The organism is Niallia sp. WK069_GA_01, from assembly GCF_983173855.1.
This window is the reverse complement of sequence record NZ_OZ470138.1, coordinates 2568097-2585017: the sequence shown is the minus strand read 5'-3', so window position 1 is coordinate 2585017 and position 16921 is coordinate 2568097. Positions and strand designations below refer to the sequence as shown.

Genomic DNA, 16921 nt, shown 5'->3' with positions numbered 1-16921 from the left:
ACGTAGAACCATTTATACTATGTACTTCGTCCCCTCTGATAAGAAGCGACAAATTCAGTTCATATCTTCGTACACTTATGCATAAATAATTATTATTCTGATTTCTTTAATTCTTCCTCAAAGAAAAAAGTATTTGGATATTTATCGACTGTATAAGAGTATCTTTTCATATTTTTTACATATTGATACTTTAAAATCGTCACTACTTCATTCGATTCTTTTATATTTACTACTTCACCATTAATGAAAACATTTTGGGCCATAGCGCTCTTCCTCTCTAGTTTCAGAAATATTCGACCGTTTCGTTTTTCTTATTGTTACAAAGGAGACATCTTTCCGATATGGAAGATGTTTTGTTTATTCACATATTTCCTGAGTATGTTAATAGTTTAAACCTTGTAGCGTTCGTTTTATCCAAAAAAAAACAGACTTTTTTGTCTGATTTTTCTATTATATCGATAACAAGGGGTTCAATGGGGGTCCTTTATGTGAAGGGGCGTTTCTATTTTCAAGTAAACTTTAACAACAACATCTTGGAATGAGTGATTATTAAAACAACTCATTCTAAATTCCCAATCTTCGCTTATTAGATATAATATATATTTTGCTGACTAATGGAAGCATGAGTAAAAAAAGACTCCGATGTGGAGTCTTTTTTTATCATTTCAATTATGCTACTTTGTTAACGTTAGCAGCTTGTGCTCCACGTTGACCTTGTTCGATATCAAAAGTCACTTTTTGACCTTCTTCTAAAGATTTAAAGCCTTCACCTTGAATTGAGCTGAAATGTACGAATACATCTTCTCCACCTTCAACTTCGATAAAACCAAAACCTTTGTCTGCGTTAAACCATTTTACTGTACCTTGTTCCATTTGTGTTGCCTCCTGTGTGGATTACTCCACTTATATTACTACCCCTGCCCAACTATACTATCTTAAGATGAATTTCTCTTCTCTCAACGTTACAACGAACAAAAATAATTAACTTCATCATAACACATAGATTCGAATATAGCAAATACAGATTTGTATTTTTTTTAGACGGACTGTTTAAATAATGCTAATTAGAAAAGTTCTACTTCTCTAATTAGTCCTCAGTCAGCATATACGTTGCTCATGAAACAAGTTGCTTGTAGTGGAGGGTGCGAAGACTCCTGCGGGAGATAGCGGGACAGGTGAGACCCCGCAGACGCTTGCGTCGAGTTATAATGAACGAAACTAGCCCCATACTCGTAATTTCGTAGGTTAATTTGGCAATAATGTTTATGAACTAAAAACAAAAAAACCAAATCAGTGCTACATTACGGAAGGAGCTAGTTCTATTATGAAGGATACCACAAAATTTGTAGGTTTAGACGTATCAAAAGAAAAAATTGCCGTTGCTATTGCAGAAGAAGGTAGAGAAGAACCAAGATATTATGGAATGATTGTTCATACACCTGAAGCGATTAAAAAGTTAATGAAAAAACTAGGAGAGCCAAGTACTTTAAGAGTTTGTTATGAAGCGGGTCCAACGGGATATCCATTATATCGATTACTAACTGCTTTAGGTATTCATTGTGAAGTGATTGCTCCATCTTTAATACCACAAAGACCGGGAGAACGTATTAAAACAGACCGTAGAGACTCTATTCGTCTTGCCCAGTTATATCGTGCAGGAGAATTAACTTCTGTTTATGTTCCGACTCCAGAAGATGAAGCACTTCGAGATCTAGTGCGAGCACGAGAAGATGCGAAAGAAGACGAGCTGAGAACCAAGCATCGTTTAAGTAAGTTTTTATTACGGAATAATATTTATCCACCTGTTGGAGTGAATAAATGGACAAGAAAATATCGAGATTGGCTAGATACGTTAAAGTTTTCCAATTCCAATTTACAATTAGTTTTTCAAGAATATTATCATCAATTAAAGGAGTTGGAACAGCGGGTAAAAAGATTCGAAGAGGAAATGCAAATACAGGCATTGGAAGGAGTTCATGCCCCTATTATTCAAACTTTACAAGGACTAAGAGGCGTTGCACTGGTTACAGCGACAAGTCTTGCGGCGGAAATTGGATCGTTTAAACGTTTCCCAAATCCTAAGCAAATGATGGCTTATGTAGGATTGATTCCAAGTGAATTCTCAAGTGGAGAAAGACGTCGACAAGGAGCTATTACCAAATCAGGAAATCGTCACGTTCGCCGATTGTTAATCGAGTCGGCTTGGAGTTATCTTCGTCAGCCGGCCGTAAAAGGAAATTTAAAAAAACGACTAGAACCTTTATCACCGTCTATTCAAGCAATATCCTGGAAAGCGCAAAATCGTCTGCATAAAAAATATTATCGATTAGTATCTAGAGGAAAAGAAAGTAATAAAGCAATTGTTGCCGTTGCTAGAGAATTAGCTGGCTTTATCTGGGCTATTACGCAAGAAGTAGAAGAAATTCCAAAACATTAATGTTACCAAACGAAAGAAAGTAGAGGAAGAGAAAGAAAAATAGATACATGAGAATAGGGCTCGAAGGCAAAGAGAAATACCGGAAAGGATAACCCACGTGCCTCCTCTGTGCTATATCATTCGTTGATTAACGCACGTCCCGAGTTAGTGGAAAGACCTTTATACGGAAAGATAAAATGTGAAAACCCACGAATATCAGAATGCTAACCGCAGGATGAAATTTTTGCCTTCGTGCCGTGTCCTTACTATCTATTCTAATCAATCAGAAAGGAGGAAGTATAAGTATATCACGATTTCTTCTTTAGCTTAAAAAAGTATCTCCTATCTTAGAATGGCAGTCAAGGAAAGCACTTGACAGCCATTCTAAGATAGGAAGTTCGGTTGGTAAGCTAAAAAAGGAAACTTGTAGCCACTAAGGCTCATCGATACACGAACAGTCAAGAAGCCTAAAATCGCTTCTCTTCTTAAAGTTACCCAAAAATAACCTATCTAGTAGTGGAGAGTGGGAGACTTGACAGTTTCGTTCATATCAGGAGGCTCACCGCCCGCCCCGCGGAAAGCGAAGCAACCCGGAACGGAAAGCAATTCCTCATCAAAGGAGAATACTCTTCATTTTTCTGTTGTTTTTCCTATTTTTAAAACTAAGCTTTAGTTGTTTCCCCATGTCTAATTAAATAAATCGTTAACATTTCTCTCCCCTTTGCTCATTCCCAGCCGTTTATCTTTACAGAAAAGAGTTAACTTCACCATTGCTATTTTTCATTTCAACTAGAATATTTTGCAATTCCCTAAAGCTATTTATGACGATATCTGCTTGTGAAAGTTCTTCTTCTTGTGCAAAATCAAAATTGCAGCCGATAGCCATTAAACCATTATTTTTAGCTGCGTTAATATCTGATAGTCTGTCGCCAATAACAGCTCCTTTCTTTATCCTGTATTTTGTTGAGATTTTATGTACTAGATCTGCTTTATTTTGCGTTTGAATTTGTTGAATACTGAATGTCTCTGTCACCCAGCGTTCCAAATGATAATAATTTACAATCGCTTGTAGATATTCTATTTGGCCATTACTTGCAATAAAGATGGGAACATTATTCTCTTTTAAGTAATGAAATAATTCTTTCACATATGGATATAATGCTCCATTGCCTGCTTGAATATTACCAATCAAATGTTCGTGAAATCTTTGATTCGCTTCATGTCTAATAGCTTCTGAATGATTTGGCAATAATGTTTCCCATACTACTGATAAGGGAACACCCATAATTTCACGATATTGTTCAATCGGTGTTTCTTTTTCCATAAATTGATCGTTCTTAAATAATGAAATGTTTCTTGTAAAGGTTGTTCAAAAAGTCCGGTAAAAATGACACATCGAATTTCTTCGTTGACTTACTTTTCCGCTTCTCACGTATTACTACCATACGTTCCGATGCTCAAAGTGAAGCCGCCTCGAACTTCTCGGTCCTTTTTATCCTCCTTTTTAAACACGTAGTTGTAGAGATAATTCTAAAATTTTGTCCGTTTGAAATATTGTACCGTCCATATCAAAAATCACTGCTATCGCCATATAATTTCCCCTTTAGATAGTTTGTTTCCTTTAAGTTATTGCAGTAGTTTTTTCATTTCCCGTTTATTTTTTATAACTACTAATTTGTTTTCATACAGCTTTCCATATGTATCAAAAAGCATTGGTTTCCCTGCTTCTTCAAAGTTTCTATTCCATACAAACATTTTTAGAAAGATAGGTACGGTAGGTTTATAGTGGGATTTTTCCCAGCCTATCTTTTGCCAAATAAATCGTTTGATTATTCGGTAGGTTCTCACTGCATAATTTGGATCTAAGAAAATGATGCATTCTGCCTGATGTAAACTGCTCGTTATCCATTCTTGATAATGTGCGCCTTCTATAATCCATTTTTCATTTTGTAGTATCGGATAAAGACATTGTTCTCTCTCTTCTTCCGTTCTTCTGGTATCACCCGCTGGATGTCGTTTCCAAACAATATTATCCAATTCATAATAAGGAATGTTCAACTTAATAGATAATAATTTAGCTAATGTTGTCTTTCCGCTGCCGACTGAACCAATTATATGAATTTTATTTGGAGTTTCTTTCACTTAAATCACCACTGTTATGTAATTACGATCAAGTATTTGAAAGATATGGAACTTGTTTATCTGTTTTTTGATAAAGCCTGCAAAGCAGCATAATAAGAAGAGGTAACAAAATAATTGACACTGCTAGTCCTATAAATCCCATTATTTTCGTTTGTTCCATCACCGTTTGAACATCTATGTTAGCTAAGCTTCCTTTATTTTTCGATTCGATTATATAGGCGCCTACTCTACTAATACAATTATTTAACATATGTAATACAATAGGAACAAGGAGATTTTTTGTTTTCATATAAACTAAACAACATAAGATTCCAAATACAAATTGAACGATAAATGTACTGCCTATATGTAGAACCGCAAATAGGAAGGATGTAAGGAATATAGATTTTTTGGCACCTAATCTTTCTCCCCATTTATTCAATAAGTAGCCTCGAAATAATAACTCTTCTACAATCGGTGCTACTATAATAGAGACAAATAATGTAATCGGAATGAATGTTAGTTTTACTTCAGGACCTTCGGAAAATTTCAAAAATTCATCCAACAACTGGCTGTTTAATAGAAATACACTTGAAATTAATAATAATAAAATCCCAATTGACACGGTCAATAACAAGAACTATAAAAATATAAAGTATGCCCACGTAATATTATTTTTCGCTTTACCTATTAATAATCTTTTTAAATTGATTCCTTTATTTCGAAAGGACACAAAAAGCCAAACGAAGATGGTTACATATAATCCGATTGCAATAATGCTATCAAGAATATGTTCATTTATTCTTTCCCCATTTACAATCGCAAAGCTGCATAATGCAAAAAACGAAAAAAGCAACCAAACTACTAGCCACCTTATTTTTATATTTTTAAAATATTGTGTTTCCATCTTTCCTCCTGGAAATAATTTTCAGCTATTAATCTATAAATTTTTTTAGTATCTTCCTATAAATGAACGCTTAAATCATTTGCTTTTTTGTCATCTTTGAGAAGAGAATAAATATTTGTATCATATGCTACACCGTTTTGGTACATATATTCTCTTAAAATACCTTCTTGCTGAAAGCCAAGCTTTGCTAGTAGTTGATTTGAAGCTTTGTTTTCTAAGAATACAACCGCACCGATGCGAGTTAAATCCATTTCCTTAAAACCATAGGAAATTATTCTTGTTATCGCTTCTACCGCATACCCTTTTCTCCAATAGTCTGGATGCAGTTCATAGCCAATTTCTGCTCGTTGATGTTTGGGCAGCCACGAATGAAAACCAATTGTGCCAATGATACCTTTTTTCCCTTTTTGTTCTATTCCCCAACGTATGCCTCTTTTTTCGTGATAGTTTTTTGTGAAAAAATCGACAAACCCTTCCGCTTGTTCTAGCATTTCCAATGGTTGTTGCCCATAATAACGAATAACTTCTTCATTGGAAAAACAAGCAAAAATCCCTTCTGCATCTGCTTTTGTTAGTTTCCTTAATACTAATCTTTCTGTCTCTATACTAGGAAACATGCAATCTTTCCTCCTCTTTGCGTTCAGTCACTATTCATTCTTTATTACTTTCTATTTCAATTGAATCTCCCACATTGATTTTTCCCGTTTTTACAACTGATGCATATATTCCAAAATGATTATTCCGTTCTTTTGCTATTTTTTTTAATAAAGAAGGCTGTTTTTCTCCTGTTTTTGGATTAACAGTAATGATCATGCATCTTTTGCAATACTCATTCACTTGTAAAACAACGTTATTTCCTATCTTTAATTTTTGGCCAATCAGCATTTCTTCTGTAAAAGGGACATCATCAGCGATTGTAAAAACGATATTTCCTCTAAATCTTCTTTCATCAATCGTTTCTCCCCAAATTTCTTCCAATTCCTGCAATGAATTCTCTGTTATCAGTAAAACATGATCTATTTCTATTGCTGGAATAGGCACAAACTCCGGGGTATGTTGATTTATTTCTAATTTCCTTTTTGTATGAAATTCCAATTCTTCCAGCAGCCTTGCATCTCCCCATTGAAATTTCTCCCCTTTTGCATTCGTAATTTCATGGGTGGATACTTCTGCAAATTATCCTCTCCCAAAAATTTGGCACTATATGTCACCATCTTTGGATATTGGGTAATCGTCAAATATTTATTTTTGTTGCTTTTATCTTTAAAACCATGACTTCTATCTCCATACAATCCATATCTCATTATTTGTGCAGAAGATACACTTTCTCCTGTAAAAGATTTAACGGGATGACGTACCAATTTTTTAATCTCTCCAATTTTCAATTTGTTCACCTCGATAATTTGTTTTGCCGTTTTTGGCATAGCTCCTGCTTTCTCCTCGACTTTCTCGCATTTCCGTAGGAGTCTACGTGGAGCCAGGCTATTAGCTAACAACGTCTTTATTTTAACATTAAATACCAATCTATTCACTTTATAATAGGAAATAAAAAAGGAAAGACCCGAAATTTTTCAGTCTTTCCTTCCATATATGATGGCAATAGCGCCATTTTACGGTTTTGCTTCAGTCATATTCACAGACAATAATCGTTCTGTTCTAGTATCAAATGTTAAATTAACCAGTACCCCTATTTCTTTGTTTTCATTTTTAACAATTAATTTAAATTTTTCAATAGAAGTATTATTTTTTTGTTCTTTGCCGACATGCAAATAATCAATTATTTCACTGCCAGGATATTTTTCTTTTGTTTTAGTCATTGCGATTTTTCCCCATTTTACATAAGAAGGAAAACCATTATTCGTTGCTGAGGCAGGTATTGCGCTCGATAGGAGGAAAAAACTTAAAAGAACGATACTGATAAAAGACTTTTTTTGTTTGTTCAATCCGCTCATCTCCTTTCTTCCTTTGTAGTATAAGCAGCTTCAAAAAAATTATGTATAGCATATTTCTTTGCATTTCCCATACTACACACATTAAACAATAAGTTCTGGCCTCTTCTTTTTCATTAAAAAAGGGGGAAATCACAGCAAATACTGTTCATTCCACCCTTTATTAGCAAGTGCTATATCGTTTATTCAACATTTTTCGATTATTTTTTATAAATTCAGACAATTAACGACTGTTAAGGAAATAAAAATGTCTAATCCTGCGCTTTCCCGAGAAATATTTATTTTCTTTCTCCACTATTTCTTTTGTTACTTTACCATAAAAACGGAATAATTTCACGTAATCTTTAAAAATTCTCCTTTCATAAGGTGATTCAAACGCCCTATGAAAGGATTAAAAACTATTTATTATTCATTTTATTCATTAGATTATTACCTGACTTGGAACGAAAACGGAATATCATAACTATCTAGATCTTTCGTTAAAAGATGAACAACTGCCTCCCATTTTCCTGGCTGGTTTAGCAAAAGATTTTCTGCTGTATATTTGCCTTCTTCTGTTTTATTTAATGTAAATATATGAACTTGACCAGATTGCGTTAAGTTGATGGACAGCTGCTCTACTTGATCAACAGGGTTATGATCATCATTAAAAACAAGAACTTCAAACTCGTTTTGTACTCCCGTTTTTTTAGGTGTAACAGCAAGACTTACATGAACATTATAAAAGGCCTCTTCTTCTCCATAAAATGGTTTATCTATTGGTAAAACGGGTGTTTGAATTTGTGTAAAAAAACCTGTTAATAATAAAATAAGAAGGCCCAAGCTCATTTCTATTATGACCGATTTTTTATAGAATTTTTTCCTGGACAATAACGTTCTGCTAATAAGATGATAACAACCAAATAATAGCATAAACAAAACAAGAGCTAGTTTAACTAATAAAATGATTCCATAGCTTGTTGAAACCAATGAATGGAAGTCAGGTATTAATAACGATGCATTAATAGCTCCTGACAATGCTAATAGCGCAACTGAAAACAGTGCCCAATGGGAATAATTTTGAACAGTACGCCAATATATATCATGTTTTTCCCCTTGCTTTGCGAACACCCCGCTGGGCAGCAGGAGAACAATGACCATTATTCCACCTAGCCAAACTGATGCACCAACTAGATGCAAAAAGTCCAATAGAATAGCAGCCGTATTATATGGTGAGCTTGATGGATGACCAATAAATGCTTTTCCAGCCATTAAGCCTAAAAAAGCAGCTGCGGGGAGAATCCAGGCAACCTTTTTCGTATAAAGATTTTTAGTATGCAGTATATGCTGTGCACCTAAGACGATAATTAGAAGGACAACTTGAATAATCCAAATGAAACCTTCTTTTGTATTTTTTAATGTTTCCATCCAATAAACTGGACGCATGCTTTGAAAAAAACTAATTCCTGCATTCGTTTCCGTTTGAATAATAAGAAAAGAGCCAATGCTAATAATCATACAACCTAATGCAAAAAGAGTTGTTTTTTGCGTTTTAGCGCGTAATTTTTCCGATATTCTCCCTCGGAACCAGACCGTATAAAATAATAAAATCCCCATATATAAACAAAAACCAGTATAAAGAAGAACTTTATTGATTGCTACAGAAATGGTTGTACTTTTATCAACCGTATATTGTTTGGAAGAAAGAGTCACACCTTTTGGAGGATCACCAATGCTAAAAGGTATTATTCCTGATACCGAATGACCATCTGCTGACAATACTCTCCATTCGATGCTATACACATCATTAGGCAAATCATTTTCCAATTCCACCGAAACAATCTTCCCTGTTTGTTTATCAATTGCCACATTCTTTTTGTCTACCCTTTTTCCAGAAGAATTAAGGACAGTTATATTCGTAAAACCTGATTGAATCTTTTCATTAAATTCAATTGTCACCTCTTTTGGTGGAGATTCCACACTTTCCCCTTCTGCTGGACTCGCTTTCGTTATGTATGCATGTGCTGATACAGTCCCTTGAAATAGGAAGAATGCAATCATAAACAAAACCATTGTATATCCAAAACTTTTTCTTTTCATTTCCTTGTCACACCACCTGTATATCTTAATATCGTCTATGTAATCTGTAATAAATCTTTAAACAATCAAGCATTATTATAATGCATTGTTTGCTACCCGTAAAACAAACAGATTTTTCAACTTGTATTAAATTGTCATTTCATGCGCTTTCCCAAGCAATAATTGCCTACTTTCCTACTTAACCGATTGTAAAAAAAGAAGGGAAATTGGTATATTGTTTTTTATTCCCGGCAAAAATGAATACAAATACGCAAGGAGGTAAAGAAATGGAAGTAAATATGACTGCAACGGAAGTAATGAATGCTATTCAGCAACTACACTCACATGGAGAAAATTTAACAAAGAAAAAGGTGAAGCAAAGCCATCCTGATTTGATGAGACATGCTCTTCATTATTTTCCTGATTGGAATAGCGCTGTTGCCAAAAGTGATTTAGCATAATCCATTGCTTAGCGCCAATTTCTTTTTTTACTTACTTCCAAGACTTACTATACATAAAATTACATTTATCGAAGTGAAAATCCTGTCTTAATTACCAGATAAAAAATTAGCAAGGAAGATAAAAACCCTTAGAATTATTTCCGTCTATGGGTTTTTACCTTTCCATATTTTGTATTATTTCCAATCTAAAGTATCATCGTATGGAGAAAGTATGCGGGCAAATTTCAAACTGCAAGGATGCGAATCTATCGACGAAAACAAAAGGATAGCGTATTTAGTTTTAATAGCTCCTCCTTCTTATTAAGTTAGGAGTACCGCAGAAAATAGGGAGTGGCGAAGTGAATGAACGTTTTTCGGACAGCCTAGTATGTTTATTTGTAGTTTGCTTATAATAGAAAGAATGATTTAGGAATGAGGGTTCGATATGAAAGATTTCTTTTTACTTTTGCGCAATGGAAACAAGTCTGCTCTATTAGCGGCTACTGTTAATACCGTCATTGCCATTATTAAGGGCGCTGCTTATATACTAACAGGCAATGTGGCAATGTTTGCTGAAACGATGCATTCATTAGGAGATGCAGCCAATCAGTTTTTTGTGTTTATTGGTTCAGCACTTAGCAAAAAACAGCCAACGAAAAGATTTCCAGGAGGATTTGGAAGACTCGTTAATTTAGTGCTTTTAGGTGCCGTTCTAATTGTTGGTATTATGTCTTACGAGACTATTCGAGAAGGTTTTCAGCATCTTTTTCATCCAACGAAGAGCACTGGTTTTTATTTAAATCTTATTGTTTTAGCTGCCGCTGTTTGTCTTGAATTCTTTGTGCTGATTAAAGCGATGAAAGAAATAGTCAATGGCCTAGAATTAGAAGTAAAAGGATGGAAGTTATTTACCCATAGCTTTCTTTATTTAAAAAGAGCTAAACCTGCAACTAAATTAGTTTTTTTAGAAGATATTGTTGCTACAGGCGGTGGATTGTTAGCAATGATTGCTGTTATCATCGCTGAATTCACTCCTTTTTATCAAGCAGAAGGTATTGCCTCTATCATTATTGGTATCTTTATGTTTATCGTTGTTGGCAGAGTTTTTTTAGACAATGCGGCTGGAGCTATTGGCGAAGCGGATGCAGAAATGCAAGGAAAAATCGGTGTCATCACGATGAAAGATCCAGATGTGCGTGATATTCAAGATTTAATCGTATATAAAGAAGGGGAAGATTTCCATGTTGAAATTAGCATCGAAATTGACAGTAAATTAACAGTGGAACAAGCAGATAAAATCCGTCATCGCATTGAAAATCAAATTTTAAAGGAAAATGGAGTTTCAGACGTTATTATCGAATTTGATAAAGATGATGGTGTCTTAAATTGGACAGAAGCAGCTAAGTTTGGACGTGAAAAGTAAATCAAACGTTTGTTTAATGGAAAACAGCGCTCTTTTTAAAAATAGGAAAAAGGAAACTATTCTCCTTTTTCCTACTCATTTTATCTTTTTACAGCTTCTTCAAAAGGCGCATAAAAGATACCTTTTGGTGCTAACATATCGGTTTCTGATTCAATTTCTTTGCCATTTACGATATAATTTCCCGCTGGAAAATAATCAAAATAGCCGGATTGGATATGCAATTTCACATAATATTCATCTAAATCCCTAATTAATTCTATGTAGCCTTCTTGATCTGCAATATCCCCATATTCATCTAATTGAAAATTCACTTTGAGCGCTTCTTCTAATTCAGGATGAGAATCCGCTGCGACAAATAAATCTACATCACAGCATTCCATGCATAAAAGAATCGCCTCCTCTTTAATTTGTTCATACGCAACATTCACCATATTTTTCAATATCTCTTTTACTTCTTCCTCGTTAAGTAACTTTTTTGTTGTTTGCACAACGAAAACCTCCATCTCTTTCAAAAACCACTTGTTTTTATAGTAGAGTTTCAACAAAACCTACTGCTTTTGATGTAAAGAAGAATCCACGAAATTTTTTCACTGTTTCTCGGGGTTTTCCCGCGTTCCTCACCAGTTTTCCCGCGTTTCCTCGCCGTTTTTCCCGCTCTTAATTTACAATTTCACTTAGCATTCGATAAGATTCTAGTCGATCTGAATGATTAAATATTTGGGAGTTCACGATTATTTCGTCTGCACCCGTTTCATGAAGAAAATGCCTCAATTTATTTTCGACCGTTTTTGGCGTCCCTACAATGGAGGTTTTTAATTGCTGTTTCACAATCGCTTGTTCGTTAAAGCTCCATATATCATCCATCCTTTCAATCGGCGCCTTTAATTGGGATGGTTTGCCCCTTATTAAACTTAAAAATTGCTGTTGAGATGAACTAGCTAAAAACGTTGCTTTTTTCTCTGTTTCCGCAACTATTACATTTGCCCCGACCATCACATAAGGTCGCTCTAAGCTAGTTGAGGGACAAAAATTCTTTCGGTAAATTTCTAATGCTGGCAATGTATAATCCGGGGAAAAGTGGCTGGCGAAAGCAAATGGAAGCCCCAATTCACCAGCTAATTTTGCACTAAATCCACTTGACCCTAGCAACCAAATTGGTATATTTAATCCTTCTCCAGGAATAGCTCTAACAGGCAGTTCAGCCAATTCATATGGCAGAAAATAATTTCTTAATTCATTTAATTGGTCTGGAAAATCATCCCCATCTCTTCGTGTGCTTCTTCTAAGGGCATGTGCAGTAATCTGATCACTTCCAGGAGCTCGCCCTAACCCTAAATCAATTCTGTTTGGATACAAGGACTCTAATGTACCAAATTGTTCCGCAATAACCAACGGTGCATGATTTGGAAGCATAATTCCACCGGATCCTACACGAATGCGTTTTGTTCCTCCAGCTATATAACCGATTAGAACAGAAGTAGCACTACTGGCTATTCCCGGCATATTATGGTGTTCTGCTACCCAATAACGATTATATCCCCATTTTTCAGCATTTTGTGCTAAATCCAAACTATTTTTAAAAGCAACAGCTGCTGTACTTCCTTCTGTAATTGGTGATAAATCAAGAACAGAAAATTTAACTTTTTGTAAATCTCTTTCCATTTCTGTTCCTCCTTCAATTCAACCTCTCTTTAACTATATAACCGAATCTCTTCATTTTTCAAATATATTGAACTGCCTTCTATTATCGATGCTCTTTTTGCTTCTTATTTTTTTCTGTAAAATCGATTGTGTCTTGATGATATTGGCGCATCATATATTCAATTGGCTGATACGGAGATACAATCGGAACTTTTTTTCCTTTAATAATGCGAATAATTGGTTTCGCTAAAGATTTGCTATCAATTAATGTCCAATTCCCTCCTTTTTGCTCTAATGTTAAATCAATAATTCCTAAATGATTTCCCCAATAACCTGCTTGTACTGCTGGTTTTCCATTTATTTTTCCACTATGATGCTGTACTTGAGATGTGCTTTTTTCTCCTTTTTTTGGAAACAAACTATGTGAATGACCATATAAAATAACATCAATACCAGCTACTTTGCTAACATCTTTTACGTTATTTCCCTTTTTATCTTTTAAGTCATTATCCGTATGAAGCCCTGCGTGAACAAGAGCAATAATTATATCTGCTCCATCTTCCTTCATTTTAGGGACTACCTCTTTTGCAGTTTCTTGCATATTTTTTATTTTTACTTTATTTGCTAAATGCTCTTTATCCCATTCAGCTGTTATCGGTGTGATTAAGCCAAGTACCCCTACTTTAAGCATTTTCTTTTTTCCATCAATGGTCGTAACTTCCTTATTTAAGATAATATATGGAGAGAAAAAGTGGATATCATCCTGTTCATAATCATTTTGATCATCCACATAAATATTCGCATTAACAAAAGGGAAATCTGCTCCTTGAATACTTTTTAACAAAAAATCTAAGCCATAATTAAATTCATGATTCCCTACAGTAGCCGCATCATACTTCAGCAGATTCATACTTTTGTATGCTGGATGAATATCGGAATAATAAAGAACATTGCTGGAAGCTACATAATCCGCTAATGCATTCCCCTTTATTACATCTCCAACGTCAAATAATAATGTATTATCTTGATCCTTTTTTGCCTGCTGAATAAGGCTTACTGTTCTATTTAAGCCAAATTCAATCGTTCTTTTATTTTTTTCGTAATCATAGTCAAGAATATGGGAATGAATATCAGTCGTTTCTAAAATACGCAGCGACACGCGGGAATGCTTATTCAACTCCTCCCCGTTCGCATTGTTTATAGGTAATAAAAAGAACAAAATAAAAAGAAAGAAAAGATTTTTTTTCATATTTTTCATCAACTCCATTATAAGAAAAGTACAAATATCCTTTTGCACATCATGTACTTTAAAACTAAACACTCATCTAATCGGAATAGTTGCATTCGAAAAAAGGACAAAGTGAGATGATAGTGCCAATATCCTTTATTGTCCACACTCTTTAAAAAACTACACCGTGATATTCTTTCCATTTAAAAACAGGCTAATAAAGAAAATGATGAAAAATGTCTACTTATTAGAAGTTTTGATACCTTTTGTCATGTCGCAGGAAAAGCAGCGCAGCATATAAAATATATATACATACGATTATTTTATAACCTATTTATTTTCTAAAATACCCCAATAAGGAGCGAGAAAAATGAAATCATATAGTATTTATGAAGTATCAAAAAGACTTACAACCTCTCCAAATAAAATAAAAAAATGGGAAAAAGATTTAAAAGATGTATTATTTATTCCTCGTCATAAAAATGGAGCACGTTATTATACAGATAAAGAGCTGTCTTTATTAGTTGAAGCTAAACAACTATTTGCAGATAATTTACCTAAGTCGAAAGTAAAAGAAAGAATTACTTTTCTAATTCATCCAAAACAGGAACAACAAACAGAAATACCGAGCAATAGCACTGCAGTAGAGTTGGTTGAAAAACCGCTTTCTAATCCTGCAACCGTTGAGAAAACTCTTAACACGGAGCATAATAATATGAAAATGTTCCTATCCTCTTTAGAAACATATAAACAAGATTTTCTTCAAGAAGTAAAAGAGGAAATACGGAATGGACTGCGTAATGACTTGCTTGAGCCTATTAAGCAAGAAATCAGAACAAGTCAAACGGAAGCAGCCAATGCAATTTCTGCTTCTATACAACAATCCAATGAAGAGATAAAAGAAGATATCGGTGATTTAACGACAACTATACATAACAACGAAAACAAAAAAAATGCTGATTATGAAGAAATTCGCACAAACATCCATCGATTATCTAAACTTTCCAAAGCAGAACGAAAGACATATTCCAAGCAATGGACAACGTCTACTAATTCTTCAAAAGAAATAAAAACGATGATTGAACAACTTTCTAAATCAAATAATGAAATAAATAAATCAGTAGAACTTTTGCAGCACAATGATCAGTACATAATGGAAACATTACAATTAGAACGTGAGCAGTTTCATCAAGAAATCAAAGAAAGAGAACAAACTTTTCAAGACTTAGTACAAAGTTTCCGAAAGCCTGCTGGAGCTATTGAGCAGAAAAAGCATTGGTGGCATATTTGGTAAACTTACAAAGTGCTGGAGGTATTTTTATTTTTCTTAATCTCCACTGAAAATAGGCGCTCTTAATAAGTCCGCAGCCGGTATATACTTCGTTTTCCATGGGAGGCTTCGTATATTCCGGCTGCATTAAACTTAGATCTTAAAAAAATGGAATACTGCTTTTTTTCATGCCCCATGGTGCAAACTTTTTGGTTGCATGGATACCTACCCCAAAAAAAGGGCTCCCTCCATGAAGTCCACTTCGCTTTACGTGGTGCTACGCTTGTTCCTTCGAGGCCTCATCTGTCTCACGATTCGCCGTAATCCCCACGTGTATTCAAACCTGCTACCTGCTTATAAAACTTAAGAAAACTGCTTCTCTTCTTGTTCCATGTGCAAATTTAATTTATATAATAGACATGATCAGTTATTTTTTGACATTTCGTGAATTCGATTAACAGAGGCAGCTTTCTAAAGATAGTTTTTTTTGTAATAAATGTTTTTCATCCATTTTAAATTTTGTACTCCTGAGGTGGCTAGAGCATTTTTTGCTCTGTTTTTTGATTTCGACAATTATATGGTAAAATAAATAATAGTATAGCTCTTATAATAATCAGATATTAAAATTTTGATGGATGGAATGGAGGACAAGATGAGTACATATAAAATATTGTTTCTTGATATAGACGGAACGATTTTGCGTCCAGATGACACAATAGAAGAATCAACTAAAAAGGCTGTTCAATTAGTGCAAGAACAAGGGATAGAAGTGTTTCTTGCCACAGGAAGGCCGCTTCATGAAATTGCAGATATTGGTGAAACACTCGGTATTAATTCATTTATCGGATACAATGGTGCTTATGCCATTTATAATGGAGCAGATGTGTTACGAGAACCAATGAGTGCAGAGCTTGTAAAAACTTACATGCAAATCGCACAACAAAAAGATAATGAATTAATTTTATATACCAACACTCATAATTTATTATCAAATCCAGAAAGCACCATCACAAATGAATTCGCTAAGAAATTCCATTTAAAGCAAAATAGAGCTTTTACAGAAGAAGAAATGCTTAATATATTAGGCATTACCATTGTTAATTTAAAGGAAGAAGACATTCACCTATATGAAAGTTTTGCGAATGTTCATTTATCACAAGTAAATATTGAAGGATTTAGACATGCTTATGATGTAATAAGCGACAAAGTAAACAAAGGAATGGCTGTTTCGATGATTTTGGATCGACTTCAAATAAAAAGAGAAGAAGCAATCGCCTTTGGAGACGGATTAAATGATAAAGAAATGCTGAGCACTGTTGGAGAAGGTTTTGCGATGGGAAATGCGAATGAAAAATTATTTGCTTATGCAAAACATAAAACAACTTCTGTAACTGATTCAGGTATATATAATGGATTAAAATCATTGGGACTTATGCCAAAATAAAAGTATAGATGAACGGCGGATAGC

The 16921-nt window shown here is 34.3% G+C and carries 18 protein-coding genes and 1 pseudogene; 5 read left to right on the top strand and 14 right to left on the bottom strand.

The window, feature by feature from the left end; all coding sequences use genetic code 11:
• Positions 1–92: 92 nt before the first annotated feature.
• On the bottom strand, positions 93–263 hold the full coding sequence (locus tag AC5LWL_RS12410) for a hypothetical protein (RefSeq protein ID WP_493434584.1): 171 nt from the start codon (positions 261–263) through the stop codon (positions 93–95).
• 406 nt (positions 264–669) lie between these two features.
• On the bottom strand, positions 670–873 hold the full coding sequence (locus AC5LWL_RS12405) for a cold-shock protein (protein WP_493434583.1): 204 nt from the start codon (positions 871–873) through the stop codon (positions 670–672).
• A 451-nt stretch (positions 874–1324) separates the two neighbouring features.
• Between AC5LWL_RS12405 and AC5LWL_RS12400 the strand changes: the two genes are divergently transcribed.
• A complete protein-coding gene (locus AC5LWL_RS12400) occupies positions 1325–2437 on the top strand; it encodes an IS110 family RNA-guided transposase (protein ID WP_493432749.1) in 1113 nt (370 codons plus the stop codon).
• A 724-nt stretch (positions 2438–3161) separates the two neighbouring features.
• On the opposite strand, the pseudogene AC5LWL_RS12395 reads toward AC5LWL_RS12400, so the two are convergent.
• The 9 genes and pseudogenes from AC5LWL_RS12395 to AC5LWL_RS12355 form a co-directional block, all read right to left on the bottom strand.
• A pseudogene (locus AC5LWL_RS12395) lies at positions 3162–3817 on the bottom strand (HAD hydrolase-like protein).
• A gap of 225 nt (positions 3818–4042) precedes the next feature.
• Positions 4043–4558: a P-loop NTPase family protein gene (locus tag AC5LWL_RS12390; protein ID WP_493434582.1), complete on the bottom strand. Its 516-nt coding sequence runs from the start codon at positions 4556–4558 to the stop codon at positions 4043–4045.
• A gap of 28 nt (positions 4559–4586) precedes the next feature.
• The gene (locus tag AC5LWL_RS12385) at positions 4587–5090 is read right to left on the bottom strand and encodes a CPBP family intramembrane glutamic endopeptidase (RefSeq protein ID WP_493434581.1); all 504 of its coding nucleotides are present in this window, start codon (positions 5088–5090) and stop codon (positions 4587–4589) included.
• Positions 5091–5177: 87 nt separating this feature from the next.
• Positions 5178–5444 carry a hypothetical protein gene (locus AC5LWL_RS12380; protein ID WP_493434580.1) on the bottom strand — a complete coding sequence of 89 codons (267 nt, stop codon included), beginning with the start codon at positions 5442–5444 and terminating at the stop codon, positions 5178–5180.
• Between the two features lie 56 nt (positions 5445–5500).
• Positions 5501–6061 carry a GNAT family N-acetyltransferase gene (locus AC5LWL_RS12375; RefSeq protein WP_493434579.1) on the bottom strand — a complete coding sequence of 187 codons (561 nt, stop codon included), beginning with the start codon at positions 6059–6061 and terminating at the stop codon, positions 5501–5503.
• A 34-nt stretch (positions 6062–6095) separates the two neighbouring features.
• Positions 6096–6539, bottom strand: coding sequence for an MOSC domain-containing protein (locus AC5LWL_RS12370; RefSeq protein WP_493434578.1), 444 nt, complete (start codon positions 6537–6539; stop codon positions 6096–6098).
• Entirely contained in the window at positions 6512–6868 is a 357-nt protein-coding gene (locus AC5LWL_RS12365) for an MOSC N-terminal beta barrel domain-containing protein (RefSeq protein ID WP_493434577.1), read from the bottom strand. The genes AC5LWL_RS12370 and AC5LWL_RS12365 overlap by 28 nt, the downstream gene beginning before the upstream one ends.
• A 186-nt stretch (positions 6869–7054) precedes the next feature.
• Positions 7055–7396 (bottom strand): DUF3889 domain-containing protein, encoded by a 342-nt coding sequence (locus tag AC5LWL_RS12360; RefSeq protein WP_493434576.1) that lies wholly within the window; start codon positions 7394–7396, stop codon positions 7055–7057.
• 426 nt (positions 7397–7822) lie between these two features.
• Complete coding sequence (locus AC5LWL_RS12355; protein ID WP_493434575.1) at positions 7823–9472, bottom strand: copper resistance CopC/CopD family protein; 1650 nt, start codon at positions 9470–9472, stop codon at positions 7823–7825.
• 266 nt (positions 9473–9738) lie between these two features.
• On the opposite strand from AC5LWL_RS12355, the gene AC5LWL_RS12350 reads away from it, so the two are divergent.
• Positions 9739–9912, top strand: coding sequence for a hypothetical protein (locus tag AC5LWL_RS12350; protein WP_493434574.1), 174 nt, complete (start codon positions 9739–9741; stop codon positions 9910–9912).
• Between the two features lie 424 nt (positions 9913–10336).
• Complete coding sequence (locus AC5LWL_RS12345) at positions 10337–11314, top strand: cation diffusion facilitator family transporter (RefSeq protein WP_493434573.1); 978 nt, start codon at positions 10337–10339, stop codon at positions 11312–11314.
• A gap of 80 nt (positions 11315–11394) precedes the next feature.
• Here the strand turns inward: AC5LWL_RS12345 and AC5LWL_RS12340 are convergent, their stop codons facing one another.
• The 3 genes from AC5LWL_RS12340 to AC5LWL_RS12330 all read right to left on the bottom strand — a co-directional run bounded on the left by AC5LWL_RS12340 (position 11395) and on the right by AC5LWL_RS12330 (position 14204).
• Positions 11395–11802, bottom strand: coding sequence for a hypothetical protein (locus tag AC5LWL_RS12340; RefSeq protein ID WP_493434572.1), 408 nt, complete (start codon positions 11800–11802; stop codon positions 11395–11397).
• A 169-nt stretch (positions 11803–11971) separates the two neighbouring features.
• A complete protein-coding gene (locus tag AC5LWL_RS12335; RefSeq protein WP_493434571.1) occupies positions 11972–12976 on the bottom strand; it encodes an LLM class flavin-dependent oxidoreductase in 1005 nt (334 codons plus the stop codon).
• A gap of 82 nt (positions 12977–13058) precedes the next feature.
• Positions 13059–14204, bottom strand: coding sequence for a metallophosphoesterase (locus AC5LWL_RS12330; RefSeq protein WP_493434570.1), 1146 nt, complete (start codon positions 14202–14204; stop codon positions 13059–13061).
• A 349-nt stretch (positions 14205–14553) separates the two neighbouring features.
• On the opposite strand from AC5LWL_RS12330, the gene AC5LWL_RS12325 reads away from it, so the two are divergent.
• Complete coding sequence (locus tag AC5LWL_RS12325) at positions 14554–15477, top strand: MerR family transcriptional regulator (RefSeq protein WP_493434569.1); 924 nt, start codon at positions 14554–14556, stop codon at positions 15475–15477.
• Between the two features lie 628 nt (positions 15478–16105).
• Positions 16106–16897, top strand: a complete 792-nt coding sequence (locus AC5LWL_RS12320) for an HAD family hydrolase (protein WP_493434568.1) — start codon at positions 16106–16108, stop codon at positions 16895–16897.
• Positions 16898–16921 lie beyond the last annotated feature (24 nt).

Bases quoted from the DNA above. Each gene is read 5' to 3' on its own strand.
- AC5LWL_RS12355 (WP_493434575.1), bottom strand. From the start codon at position 9,472: ATGAAAAGAAAAAGTTTTGGATATACAATGGTTTTGTTTATGATTGCA.
- AC5LWL_RS12410 (WP_493434584.1), bottom strand. From the start codon at position 263: ATGGCCCAAAATGTTTTCATTAATGGTGAAGTAGTAAATATAAAAGAA.
- AC5LWL_RS12405 (WP_493434583.1), bottom strand. From the start codon at position 873: ATGGAACAAGGTACAGTAAAATGGTTTAACGCAGACAAAGGTTTTGGT.
- AC5LWL_RS12380 (WP_493434580.1), bottom strand. From the start codon at position 5,444: ATGGAAACACAATATTTTAAAAATATAAAAATAAGGTGGCTAGTAGTT.
- AC5LWL_RS12325 (WP_493434569.1), top strand. From the start codon at position 14,554: ATGAAATCATATAGTATTTATGAAGTATCAAAAAGACTTACAACCTCT.
- AC5LWL_RS12360 (WP_493434576.1), bottom strand. From the start codon at position 7,396: ATGAGCGGATTGAACAAACAAAAAAAGTCTTTTATCAGTATCGTTCTT.
- AC5LWL_RS12320 (WP_493434568.1), top strand. From the start codon at position 16,106: ATGAGTACATATAAAATATTGTTTCTTGATATAGACGGAACGATTTTG.
- AC5LWL_RS12400 (WP_493432749.1), top strand. From the start codon at position 1,325: ATGAAGGATACCACAAAATTTGTAGGTTTAGACGTATCAAAAGAAAAA.
- AC5LWL_RS12365 (WP_493434577.1), bottom strand. From the start codon at position 6,868: ATGCCAAAAACGGCAAAACAAATTATCGAGGTGAACAAATTGAAAATT.
- AC5LWL_RS12375 (WP_493434579.1), bottom strand. From the start codon at position 6,061: ATGTTTCCTAGTATAGAGACAGAAAGATTAGTATTAAGGAAACTAACA.
- AC5LWL_RS12350 (WP_493434574.1), top strand. From the start codon at position 9,739: ATGGAAGTAAATATGACTGCAACGGAAGTAATGAATGCTATTCAGCAA.
- AC5LWL_RS12335 (WP_493434571.1), bottom strand. From the start codon at position 12,976: ATGGAAAGAGATTTACAAAAAGTTAAATTTTCTGTTCTTGATTTATCA.
- AC5LWL_RS12345 (WP_493434573.1), top strand. From the start codon at position 10,337: ATGAAAGATTTCTTTTTACTTTTGCGCAATGGAAACAAGTCTGCTCTA.
- AC5LWL_RS12330 (WP_493434570.1), bottom strand. From the start codon at position 14,204: ATGAAAAAAAATCTTTTCTTTCTTTTTATTTTGTTCTTTTTATTACCT.